Source organism: Streptomyces sp. NPDC050504 (genome assembly GCF_044458065.1).
Taxonomy (GTDB): domain Bacteria; phylum Actinomycetota; class Actinomycetes; order Streptomycetales; family Streptomycetaceae; genus Streptomyces.
Genome location: NZ_JBITHO010000011.1, coordinates 119,357 through 130,852 on the forward strand (window position 1 = coordinate 119,357; position 11,496 = coordinate 130,852).

Sequence of the window (11,496 nt, forward strand, 5' to 3'; positions counted from 1 at the left end):
CTGTCACTCGCCTGTCACCCGTCTGTCACGGCGCCTGACACGGCGTCCCGCCCTGGTCAGCGCCCGAATCAGCGCCCGGACCGGCACCCGGACCGTCAGGCGTCGACGGTGCCGTGCACACAGGTCACGCTCGCGCCGCCGACCCAGATGTCCCGGCCGACGGCCTCCACGGTGAGCACGCCCTGGCGTCCCAGGCGCGCCCCCTGGCCGACCCGGAAGCGGCGCGGGGCCGTGCCGTCGCCGACGAGCCACTGGGCGATGCCGGCGGTGAGGCTTCCGGTGACCGGGTCCTCGCGCACCCCCTGCGGCAGCGCGAAGGCCCTGACCTCGAACTGCTCGGGCGCACCCGCGGGGTGGGCGCCGACCACGCCGAGCGTCAGCCCGCCCATGTGCGCGTCGTCCGGTTCCAGCGCGAGCACCTCGGCGGCCGAGGCGAGCCGCACGGCGGCCCAGCCGGGGCCGTTGTCGACCCACTGGTGGTCGACGATCCGCGCGCGGTCGACGCGCAGCCCGCGGGCGATGCGGTCCAGGTGCGCGTCGTCCAGGGGGCCGCTGCGGCGGAGGGCGGGCGCCTTGAAGCCCAGCCCGCCTTCGGACCGCCTGACCTCGACCGTGCCGAGGCCGCAGCTCTGCGTCAGCAGTCCCGGCCGCTTCGGGACGCCCCCGGCCTCCAGCCAGGCGTGCGCGGTGCCCAGCGTGGGGTGGCCGGCGAACGGGATCTCGCCGCCCGGAGTGAAGATCCGCAGCCCGTAGTCGGCGTCGTCGGACGCGGGCGGGACCACGAACGTCGTCTCGGACAGGTTGGTCCACCGCGCGATCCGGGCCATGTCCCCGTCGGCGATCCCGTCGCCGTCGAGGACGACGGCGACGGGGTTGCCGCGATAGGCGACGTCGGTGAACACGTCGACCTGGGCGAAGGGGCGTCGGCGGCGGGACGGCGGTGTCACGCGCCCTCGCCCTCGACCAGCACCAGGTCCATGTGCGTGCCGTCGCGGAGCGGGAGGATGGCGTGGTACTCGGGCGAGGCGTACCAGCGGCGGGCGTGCCCGGCCGTGGGGAACCCCATCACCGACACGTGCTCGGGGTGCCAGTCGCCCTCCAGCACCTCGAACTCCCCGCCGCGGATCACGAACCCCCCGCCGTACAGGCGCAGCGTGTCCAGCACCTTCGCGCGGTACTCCGCCATGCGCCGCTCGTCGCCGACGATTCCGACGTTGCCGATCAGTAAGGCCGTCATGCGCTGTCCCCTTCTCCTCTTCTCCTCTTGCCCCGTGTTGCCCGTGTCCTGCCGGGGGTTTCAGCAGCTGAACTCGACCTCGGTGCCGATGCCCAGGCGCCGGGCGGCGCGGACGACGGCGAATCCGGAGGCGACGTCCTGCGCGGCCATGCCCAGCGACTTGTAGAGCGTGCGCTCGGCGGGGTCCGTACGTCCCCGGTGCTTGCCCAGCAGCACCTCGCCGATCTCGGTCAGCGGCCGGCCGGGAGGCACCAGTCCCTCCTCAACGGGCGCCGCGAGTTCGGACGACTCGCGCCCGGCCCCTTCCGCGCTGTCCACGAAGACCGTGCAGGAGGCCACCGCCGCCGCGTCCAGCTCGCGCTTGCCCGGAACGGACGAGCCGACGGCGTTGACGTGGGTTCCCGGGGCCAGGTCCGCCGCCCCGACGACGGGTTCGGCCGTGTCGATCGTCGTGCACACCAGGTCGGCGCCGCGCAGCGCGTCCGCGGGCGCGGCCACCCGCTCGACGTCGATGCCGGTCTCCGCGCGCGCCCACGCCACGAACTCCGCGGCCCGTTCGGCGCCCCGGTTCCACAGCCGCACCCTGCGCAGCTCCCGGATCTCCCGCAGCGCGAGCAGATGGCTGCGCGCCTGGGTGCCGGCCCCGATCAGGGCCAGGTCACCGGCGTCCGGGACGGCCAGCGCCTCGGTCGCCACGGCGGACGCCGCTGCCGTGCGCAGCGCGGTCACGGCCGCGCCGTCGATCAGGGCCAGGGGCTGCGCGGTCTCGGGGTCGAACACCACCACGAGTCCCACGTGGGTCGGCAGGCCGCGGGCGCGGTTGCCGGGTGCGTGCAGCACCGCCTTCATGCCGTATCCGGTGTCGGACCCGCCGGTGACGTGGCACGGCATGGCGGCGAACAGCGAGGCGTCGCGGCCCGATCCGAGCACGGTGCGCACCGGCTGGACGACGTCGCCCGCGCTGAAGCGGCGCATGACCTCGGCCACCACCTGGTGTGCCAGGGACACCGGCAGGGCCCGTCGTACCTGGTCGCCGTTCAGGAGTAGCACGGGATGGCCCCCTTGACTCGTGCGTGTGCTGTTCCGCCGAACACCGACCAGACCATCCGGATGGGCCGGGTCCTGGAGACGAACTCCAGGCCGTGCAGGTGTGCGGCCGGGGTGGTGGTGAGGGCGAGGTCGGAGCTGCCGTCGACGACGGCCCGCGCGGCGGCGCTGGTGGAGTCGTAGTGGATGACCTTGTACGTCGCGTGCGGGTCGGGCAGCAGCTGCGCGATGATCGGCTCGGGCGAGGGGTGGCTCGCGATGATCGGTACGTCCGGCACGGGGCCGGCTCCGCGGCGCGTGGCGAGGCCGTACAGCGGGGTGTCCATCACGAACACTCCGGCCAGCTCGACGCTCGGGTCCATGTAGAACTGGTAGATGCCCTTGTAGGCGTTGGCCACGACGATGTGGCTCACCTCGCGGGCGCGCAGCGCCTCCCCGGCCTCCTCGTAGGTGTCGTACAGCCGGGTGGCGACGGGCGGTCCGTCGGGGCCCGTCATCTGGACGGCGTACCTCTTCGACGCCACTTCGCTGCTCGTGCCGGGAGGGCCGAGCGTGCCGATCGCCGCGGGGTGGCCGGAGTCGGGGCGCAGGAGGGAGATGAGATCGGACGGATTCATCTGGGTGCCCTTTCGCTTGACGTGCGTGCGTGCGGGATGTGAGGGGCCGGGTCGGGTTCGGGGACGACGGTGAGCCAGCGCGGGGCGCCCGCCGCGCCGGCCCGGTCGCGGGCCGTCGTGGCCGCGCGGTACAGCGCGGCCACCCGGGTCGTGACCGGTCCTGCCGTGCCGCTGCCGACGTCCCGGCCCGACAGCTCGACGACGGCGGCGACCTCCTTGCCGGTGGAGGTGAGGAACACCTCGTCCGCGGTGTAGAGGTCGGCGGGGGTGAGGGGGTGTTCCAGGACCGTCGTCCCTTCCTCCCGGCACAGGGTGATGACGGTGTCCCTGGTGATGCCGGGCAGCAGGTCTCCCGTGACCGGCGGGGTGACGAGGACGCCGTCGCGCACCGCGAACACGTTCGCGGTGGTCGCCTCGGCGACGTTGCCCGCCCCGTCGAGGAGGACCGCGTCGTCGTAGCCGGCCGCGCGCGCCTCGTCGCAGGCGAGGGCGCTGGTCACGTAGCCGCCGGCGATCTTCGCCTGGACGGGCAGCGCGTCGCGGGACGGGCGCCGCCACGCGCTCAGGGCGCAGCGCACCTCCTGGACCGCCCCGGCCGTCGGATAGGCGAACGTGGTGAGGGAGAGCGCGTCCGACACCCCGGCCAGCGAGACGCCGGGCGGCGTGCCGGGCAGCAGGCCGAGCTTGTGCGCCACGGGCCGCACGTAGACGTCTGCGTCGTGGGCGTTCCTGCGCAGCAGCTCGACGGTGAGGTCGACGAGTTCGCCGACGCTCGCGGGGACGTCCGTGATGCGCAGCATCCGGCAGCCGCGCAACAGGCGCTCGTAGTGCTCGTGGGCCCGGAACAGTTGGAGCACGCCGTCCGAGCGGTAGGCGCGGATCCCCTCGAACACCGCGGTCCCGTAGTGCAGGCCCTGGGTGGAGAGCGGCAGCCGCGGGGCGTCGGCGCGGACGAACTCGCCCCGGTCGTACGCCCAGGTCCCGAGTCCGGGCCGCGCCCGGTGCCCGGCGGGGGCCGCGTCCGTGACGGGCGGGGCGGCCGTCACGTCCTGGTCCCGGCGATCCGCTCGGCCGAACGGGACTCGACGGAGGTTCCGGCGGCCGGGTTGCGGCGGTCGACCACGCGCGCGGCCTTCCAGCTGACCATGGCTCCGGTGCTGGTGATGGGACCGGGGTCGCCGAAGCCCACGTCGAGCGCGGTGTCGAGTTCGGCGCGGCAGTCCGCGGCCGCCCGTTCGACGGCGTCCCGCCCGTTGCGGTCGGGGTCGGCGTTCAGGGTCAGCGACAGCAGGTCCGTGCCCGCGCCGTCGTCGGCCACGGTGATCTGGTAGTCGAGGTAGCCGCGGAAGTGGCGCAGCAGCAGGTTCTCCAGGTCGTAGCCGTTGACGAGGTGCCCGTTCAGCCGGAGCCGGTCGCGGACGCGTCCCACGGCCTCCACCGACGGTGCCGGTACGGCGGCGCCGGGCCCGGCCTCCCTCATCCGCACCATGTCGCCCGTGCGATAGCGGACGAGGGGCTTCGCGCCGGTGTAGAGGTTCGTGACGACGAGTTCGCCGTAGCGCACCCCGTCGGCGTCGGGCGCGACGGGCTCGCCCGTGACGGGATCGACCACCTCGTAGAGGTTGATCAGCGGTGCGGTGCGGAGCGTTCCGTCGGAGGTGGCCGCCGCGAGGACGGACGCCTCCTGCGAGGCGTAGAGGCAGTTGTGCACGTCGGCGCCCCAGAGGTCGCCGATGTTGTCCCGCAGGCTGGGCGACATCAGCTCGCCGGTGAGCATGAGGACGTCGAGGGAGAAGTCCCGCCGGGGGTCGAGGCCCGCCTCGACGGCCTTGCGGGCCAGCCGCAGGGCCATGCCGGGGGTGCAGAAGAGCCCGGTCACCGGCAGCAGCCGCAGGACTTCGAGGGCGCGGTCGAACCCGACCACCGGGGAGTGCGGCCACAGTTTGGCGACCGCGTGTCCCAGGTTGCGGCACACGTCGCCGAACGTGTCGCCCGTGGCGTGCAGTTCCGTGGGGCCCGAGATGCCGACGACCTGGTGGTCCCCGTGCGCCGCGAAGACGTCCCGGTAGTAGGAGGTGAGCACGGTGTTGTTGTGGATGGTGTCGCCGTTGGTGCGGGGGCACGGGGTGGGCCTGCCCGTGGTGCCGGTGGTCTCGTAGAAGGTCCAGGCCGCGGACACGGGCAGCGAGAGCAGGTCGAACTGGGCCCGCTGGAGGTCCTCCTTGGTGGTGAAGGGCAGGCTCCTGAGGTCGTCGCTCCGCAGCGCGGACAGCGCCCCGTCGGAGAGTCCCGCCAGTCTTTCCCGGTAGAACGGGGAACCGGCGCGGACGTGGGCGAGCACGTCGCGCAGCTTGGCGGTCTGGTGCGCCCGCAGGTCGTCGGCCGACCAGGTGCCGGCGCGGAAGTCGTCGAACATTCCGCGCAGCTCTTCGGTGAGCGCCGCGGATTCGGGGTCGTACTGCGTGAACACCCTTCCTCCTCAGATGTCTTCCAGGTCGGCGACGACCCAGTCGGATATCGCCCGCCACTTCTGGACGGACTCCTGGTGGTACGCGTTCTTCTGGTACCGCTCCAGCGCGGCGGGGTCGGGCAGGACCCCGATCGCCGCGAAGTCGTAGGAGACGGGCCGGTCGACGGTGTTCCAGCCCACCCGCCAGTCGGCGAGCTCGGGCACGTTGTCGCCGACCGACCTGGCGTACTTCTCGGCCTCGACCACGGCGGGGTCGGCGCGCCGGACGCCTTCCTTGAGCTTGAAGAGAACGATGTGAGTGATCACGATTGCCTTTCCTGCGGCAGGTCGGTCGGTTGTCCGTCCAGGAGGGACGCCACGAGGCGGGGTTCGACGTTGCCGCCCGAGACCAGCACCCCGATGTCCCGGGCGCGGCCGTCCGCGGCGAGGCGCAGGGCGCCCGCCACGGCGGTGGCGGCGGCGGGCTCGACGACCAGCCGGGCGTGGACGAGGACCAGGCGCAGCGCTTCGGCGATGGCCTCCTCCTCGATCGTGTAGACCCCGGCGACCCGGTCGTGGGCCAGGTCGTAGGGGAGTCGTCCGATCCGGTCGGGGCGCAGTCCGTCGGCGATGGTGGGCCGGGCGTCCACGGTGACCGGGCCGCCGGCCCGCAGGGCCGCGGTCAGGGCGGGCACGGCGAGCGGCTCGGCGCCGTAGACGTCGACGTCCCGGCCGGTGGCGGCCAGGCAGGCGCCGGCCAGCGCGCTGCCGCCGCCCACGGGCAGGACCAGCGCGTCCAGGTGGCCTTCGGCTTCGCGCACCTGGTGCAGCAGGTCCTCGGTCGCGGTGGCCTGGCCGAGCACCACGTCAGGGTTCTGGTAGGGGTCGATCTCGTCCAGGCCGTGGGCGTGCTTCAGCTCCTCGACCACCGCGATCCGCTCGGCCAGGGTGGTGCCCGCCCTGACGACCCGGGCACCGGCCTCCTGGATGCGCCGCACCTTGGTCCCGGCGGCGTCGACGGGCAGCACCAGGACGGCGGGGAGGCCGTGCCGGGCGGCGGCGAGCGCCACGGCTATGGCGTGGTTGCCGGTGGACTGCGCCACCACGCCGACGCTCCCGGAGCAGGCCAGGCGGTCCACGGCGAGCAGTGCGCCGCGCATCTTGAACGAGCCGCCGCGCTGGAGGTTCTCCGCCTTCAGCCACAGCCGGGCGCCTGCCGCGCGGTCCAGTTCGTCGCTGCGCACGAGGGGCGTGCGCGCCACGCGGCCCGCGAGGCGCAGCCGGGCGTCGCGCACTCCTTCGGGGCTGAGCGCCGAAGGCGGCGCGACCACGGCATCGGCCACGGCGTTCGCGCTGATCGACATGGTGGGTCTCCGTTTCTTCCGCACGTTCGGGGGGCTGCGCGATGAGGAGGAGCCGGGCGAGGGGGCCGCGGGACGGGCGGCCGCGGCGACGGCGGAGCGCCGTACTGCCGTGTCTCCGGGGGGAGTCGACCGCCCGTCCGGACGTTAGCGACCGCCGCTGGATTCCGCCTCGATCGCGTCCAGCACCTCGCGGCCGAGGTCCACCAGGTACATGTGGTCCCCGGGAAGCTCCACGTAGTGGAACCCGTCCGCCGTGGTGGCGTCCCGCCACTGCCGTGCCTCGTCCGCGGTGACCAGGCCGTCGGAGGCGCCGCGCAGCGAGCAGATCGGCACCCGGACCGGTGCGTCGGTGCTCGGGACGTAGCTCTCGTGCATCGCGCAGTCGGCCTGCAGCACGGGCAGGATCAGCTCCCGCATCTCCGGGTGGTCCAGGGCCTCGTGGCGGAACCCGGCGAACTCCTCGACGCGGGCGAGGAACTCCTCGTCCGGCAGTCCGGCCGCCCGCCTCTCGCGCTGGGTCCAGGGCCCCGGCGAACCGCTGACGACGAGGCGTTCGACGTGCACGCCGCGCGCGCCCAGCAGGTGCGTCAGCTCGTACGCGAGCACCGCGCCGAGGCTGTGCCCGAACAGTACGGTCCTTCCCCCCTCGCCGATGTCCGCGACGACCTCGTCGATCGATCCCTTGGCCGCCTCGACGACGTTGCGGTACGGCTCCTCCAGGATCCGCCGTTCCTTGCCGGGCAGTTCGACCGACGTGACGCGCCAGCGGTCGCCCGCCAGGTCCCGCCACGGGTGGAAGAAGGAGGGTCCCGCTCCCGCGAACGGCACGCACAGCAGCGTGGCCCGGCCCTCCCGTCGTGCGTCGGCTCGTCGCGTGTCCACTTGTTCCGTGTCCCCCTGGTCCGTGTCCGCCCGGTCCGTGGACGTGCCTGGTTCCGTCATCGCGACGACCCCGCGGGCTCCGTCAGCTCCGTCAGCTTGCGGTTGACGACCGCCATGACCTCGGCCACCGCGGCGGGCATGTTCATCTCGTGGTGGGTGGCGCGCACGTCGTGCACCTCGATGGAGCCGAGGACGTACGGCTTCCACAGGTGCGCGTACGACTGCTCCTGGAGCGTCGCGCTGAAGAACAGGACGTCGCCCCGGTAGACGGGCGACTCGAAATCCATCATGAGCGTCGTGTTGTTGGCCAGGACCCGCGCCATGGCGTCCAGGAAGTCCTGCCGGTTGTCGGTGCCGATGTACTGGCCGAAGAACTCCTCCAGCTCCGCCCGGTAGTCGGCCGGCGTCTTGCCCGCGTGGATCTCCGTGAAGCCGTGTCCGCCCGGCTGGGAGTCCAGGATGGCCACGAAGGCGACCTCGTGTCCGCGCCGGTCCAGCGCCTCCGCGACGGCCTGCACGACCGTGCCGCCGTAGGACCAGCCGATCAGGTGGAAGGGCCCGTCCGGCTGGATCTTCAGCATCTCGGTGACGTAGTCCTCGACCATCTCCTCCACCGAGTCCGCCAGCTCGTCCACGCCGTCGGAACCGCGGGCCTGGAGGGCGTACGCGGGCCAGTCCTGGACGTACGCCGCGAAGCTGAAGTACGTCCAGCCGAGGCCGCCGCCGCCGTGGAAGAACCACAGCGGCGGGTTGCCCGTGCCGGGGTCGGCGTTCAGCGGCAGCACGACCGAGAGCGAGTCGGACGCCTCCGCCGGGGTGGCGACGAGCAGCAGCGCGGCCAGCTCGCCCGCCGTGGGGAACTTGATGATCGTCCTGAGCGGCACGTCGATGCCGTACTCGTCGCGGATGCGGGCGCCGAGCCGGGTGGCCAGCAGGGAGTGCCCGCCCAGTGCGAAGAAGTCCTCGTCGACGCCGACCCGCTCCAGGCCCAGCAGTTCGGCGAAGAAGCCGCACATCCTCGCCTCGTGGGCGTTGAGCGGATCGCGGCCGGTCTCCGCGGGCGCCTCCTCGGCGGGCAGCGCCGTGCGGTCGAGCTTGCCGTTGGGCGTCAGCGGGACCTCGGTGAGCGCGACCAGCGAGGCGGGCACCATGTAGTCCGGGAGGTCGCGCCGCAGGAACGCGGGCAGTTCGTCGAGCAGTTCCCGCACCCCGCCCGCGGCCCGCGCGGCGCCGGGTTCGGGCACCACGTACCCCACGATGCGCTTGTCGCCTTCCTGGTTCTCCCGCACCACGGCCGCCGCCTGGAGCACGCCGGGGTGCCCGGTCAGCGCGTGCTCGATCTCCCCCAGCTCGATCCGGAAGCCCCGGACCTTCACCTGGAAGTCGGTGCGCTCGATGTACTCCAGCTGCCCGCGCCGGTCCCAGCGCACCAGGTCTCCCGTGCGGTACATCCGCACGCCCGCCGGGCCGAACGGGCACGCCACGAACCGCTCGGCGCTCAGGCCGGGCCTGCCCTGGTAGCCGCGGGCCGTTCCGGCGCCCGCGATGTACAGCTCGCCCGGCACGCCGCGCGGCACGGGGCGCAGCCGGGAGTCGAGCACGTACACCTGGAAGTTGCCCATCGGCCGCCCGATCGGCGCGCCCTCCCCCACCGTCACGCGTGCCTCGGTGCACCACGTCACGGTCTCGGTGGGGCCGTACATGTTGAACACCTCGGCGGCCTGCCGGGCCAGCGTCTCGGCCAGGCGCACCGGCACGGCCTCGGCGCCGATGATGATCCGCAGGTCCTTCGCCGCCTCCGGGTCGTGCGCCAGCAGCATCTGGAAGAAGGCGGGCGTGGCCTGCACCGCGGTGACGCCGTGGCGGCGCATCAGCTCCAGCGCGGCCGCCGGGTCGGTGACGGTGGCCTTGTCCGCCACCACCATGGCCGCGCCGGAGACGAACGGCTGGTACAGCTCGGTGTTGGCCATGTCGAACGCCACGGTGGTGCTGAACAGCACCCGGTCGTCGGCCGACAGGGGGAACCGCCGCTGGTTGGTGGCCAGGTAGTTGGCCACCGCGCCGCGCGGGACCGCGACGCCCTTGGGCCGGCCCGTGGACCCCGACGTGTAGATGACGTACTGGATGTTCTCCGGCCGCACCGTCACCTCGGGTGCCGTGTCGGGGCAGCTCTCCCAGTCGGCGTCCGCCAGCGTCCGCTCGTCGAGCACCAGCAGCGGATCGGCGTGCTCCAGGATGTAGTCGATCCGGGCGCGCGGGTGGTCCGGGTCGACGGGCACGTAGGCGCCGCCCGACTTGACCACCGCGAGCAGCGCCACCACGAGGTTCGCGTTCCTGGGCAGGTGCACGGCGACCCGGGACTCGGCCCGCACGCCCCGGCCGGTCAGCCAGTTCGCCAGCCGGTTCGACCGGGCCTCCAGCTCCCGGTAGGTGAGGGTCTCCTCCACGCCGATGACGGCGACGGCGTCCGGTGTCGCGGCCGCCTGCCTGCGCACCTCGGCGACCAGTTCGAGGGTCGGCTCCGCGGTGTCGTTCACCTCCACCAGGAGGTGGTGGCGCTCCGCCACGCCCAGGACGTCGACGTCCCCGACGCTCATTCCGGGATCGGCGGTCAGCTGCTCCAGGACGCGGGCGAACCGGGTGGCGATCGCCTCGGCCGTCTCCCGGTCGAACACGTCGGTGGCGTAGGAGAGGTCGCCCCGCAGCACGCCCGCGTCGTCCTCGGCCAGGTTGAAGAACAGGTCCGTCTTGGAGGTCGCCGGGACGGTCCGCTCCACCTCCAGGGTGAGGCCGGGGAGTTCGAGGTCGGGCCGCGCGTAGTTCTGCAGGCCGAGCATCACCTGGAACAGCGGCTGGTAGGCGGCGGAGCGCTCGGGGTTGACCGCCTCGACCAGGGTGTCGAACGGCACGTCCTGGTTCTCGTAGGCCGCGAGGGACTTGTCCCGGACCTGGCCGAGCAGGTCGGTGAACGACGGGTCGCCCGAGAGGTCCACCCGCAGCACCTGGGTGTTGACGAAGAAGCCCACGAGGTCGGTCAGCGCCTCGTCGGTGCGCCCGGCGATCGAGCTGCCGATCGTCACGTCGTCCCCGCCGCCGAGCTTGCGCAGCAGCACCGCGAGCGCGGCGTGCAGCACCATCGACAGGGTCGCGCCGCGCTCCTCGGACAGCTTCCGCAGTCCGGCCGACACCTCGGGCTCCACCGCGAGGCCGACCGTGGCGCCGCGCCCGCTCGCCCGCGCGGGCCTGGGCCGGTCCAGCGGCAGGCAGAGCGGCTGCGGAACCCCGGCCAGCTCCTCGCGCCAGTACGCGACCTGCCCGGCGGCCAGGCTGTCCGGGTCCGCCGGGTCGCCCAGCAGCTCCCGCTGCCACATCGTGTAGTCCTTGTACTGCACCGGCAGCGGCTCCCACGACGGGGCGGCGCCCGCCAGGCGGGCCGTGTACGCCGCCGCGAGGTCCCGCACCAGGGGCGCGCCCGAGCTGCCGTCCGTGGCGATGTGGTGGATCACCAGAACCAGTACGTGCTCCTCGGGCGAGCAGCGCAACAGCCGTACGCGCAGGGGGACTTCGGCGGTCAGGTCGAACCGGTGGGCCATGGCTCCGGCGACCGCGTCCGGCACCTCGGCGGGCGTCACGTCGACGACCGCGACCTCGGGCGCGGCCTGCTCCGTCGGAAGGATCCGCTGGTACAGCTCGCCGTCGTCGCCCGTGCCGTAGACGGTGCGCAGCACCTCGTGCCGGTCGACCACGTCACGGACCGCGGCGGCCAGGGCGGCCCGGTCCAGGGAGCCCGTCAGCCGGAAGGCGGCCGGCATGTTCCAGTTCTCCGACCCTCCCTCCATCTGGTGCAGGATCCACATCCGGCGCTGCGCGTAGGACAGCGGGATCAGCTGGGTCATTGCC

At 73.3% G+C, this 11,496-nt stretch carries 10 protein-coding genes; all 10 read right to left on the bottom strand.

The features are described 5' to 3' along the window. Positions 1-95 precede the first annotated feature (95 nt). On the bottom strand, positions 96-947 hold the full coding sequence (locus tag ACIBNE_RS33935; RefSeq protein ID WP_399278533.1) for a PhzF family phenazine biosynthesis protein: 852 nt from the start codon (positions 945-947) through the stop codon (positions 96-98). Next, the gene (locus tag ACIBNE_RS33940; protein WP_399278535.1) at positions 944-1,237 is read right to left on the bottom strand and encodes a DUF1330 domain-containing protein; all 294 of its coding nucleotides are present in this window, start codon (positions 1,235-1,237) and stop codon (positions 944-946) included. The genes ACIBNE_RS33935 and ACIBNE_RS33940 overlap by 4 nt, the downstream gene beginning before the upstream one ends. 60 nt (positions 1,238-1,297) lie before the next feature. Continuing rightward, complete coding sequence (locus ACIBNE_RS33945) at positions 1,298-2,287, bottom strand: ornithine cyclodeaminase family protein (protein ID WP_399278537.1); 990 nt, start codon at positions 2,285-2,287, stop codon at positions 1,298-1,300. Beyond that, positions 2,275-2,901 (bottom strand): hypothetical protein, encoded by a 627-nt coding sequence (locus tag ACIBNE_RS33950; RefSeq protein ID WP_399278539.1) that lies wholly within the window; start codon positions 2,899-2,901, stop codon positions 2,275-2,277. The genes ACIBNE_RS33945 and ACIBNE_RS33950 overlap by 13 nt, the downstream gene beginning before the upstream one ends. Beyond that, positions 2,898-3,947 carry an aminotransferase class IV gene (locus tag ACIBNE_RS33955; RefSeq protein WP_399278541.1) on the bottom strand — a complete coding sequence of 350 codons (1,050 nt, stop codon included), beginning with the start codon at positions 3,945-3,947 and terminating at the stop codon, positions 2,898-2,900. The genes ACIBNE_RS33950 and ACIBNE_RS33955 overlap by 4 nt, the downstream gene beginning before the upstream one ends. Then, a complete protein-coding gene (locus ACIBNE_RS33960) occupies positions 3,944-5,371 on the bottom strand; it encodes a phenylacetate--CoA ligase family protein (RefSeq protein WP_399278543.1) in 1,428 nt (475 codons plus the stop codon). The genes ACIBNE_RS33955 and ACIBNE_RS33960 overlap by 4 nt, the downstream gene beginning before the upstream one ends. Positions 5,372-5,380: 9 nt before the next feature. Beyond that, positions 5,381-5,677, bottom strand: a complete 297-nt coding sequence (locus ACIBNE_RS33965) for a Dabb family protein (RefSeq protein ID WP_399278545.1) — start codon at positions 5,675-5,677, stop codon at positions 5,381-5,383. After that, entirely contained in the window at positions 5,674-6,714 is a 1,041-nt protein-coding gene (locus tag ACIBNE_RS33970) for a threonine/serine dehydratase (protein ID WP_399278547.1), read from the bottom strand. The genes ACIBNE_RS33965 and ACIBNE_RS33970 overlap by 4 nt, the downstream gene beginning before the upstream one ends. Before the next feature lie 144 nt (positions 6,715-6,858). After that, the gene (locus ACIBNE_RS33975) at positions 6,859-7,596 is read right to left on the bottom strand and encodes a thioesterase II family protein (RefSeq protein WP_399278549.1); all 738 of its coding nucleotides are present in this window, start codon (positions 7,594-7,596) and stop codon (positions 6,859-6,861) included. A gap of 56 nt (positions 7,597-7,652) precedes the next feature. Next, entirely contained in the window at positions 7,653-11,492 is a 3,840-nt protein-coding gene (locus tag ACIBNE_RS33980) for an amino acid adenylation domain-containing protein (RefSeq protein ID WP_399278551.1), read from the bottom strand. Positions 11,493-11,496 lie beyond the last annotated feature (4 nt).

Bases quoted from the DNA above. Each gene is read 5' to 3' on its own strand.
- ACIBNE_RS33970 (WP_399278547.1), bottom strand. From the start codon at position 6,714: ATGTCGATCAGCGCGAACGCCGTGGCCGATGCCGTGGTCGCGCCGCCT.
- ACIBNE_RS33940 (WP_399278535.1), bottom strand. From the start codon at position 1,237: ATGACGGCCTTACTGATCGGCAACGTCGGAATCGTCGGCGACGAGCGG.
- ACIBNE_RS33980 (WP_399278551.1), bottom strand. From the start codon at position 11,492: ATGACCCAGCTGATCCCGCTGTCCTACGCGCAGCGCCGGATGTGGATC.
- ACIBNE_RS33950 (WP_399278539.1), bottom strand. From the start codon at position 2,901: ATGAATCCGTCCGATCTCATCTCCCTCCTGCGCCCCGACTCCGGCCAC.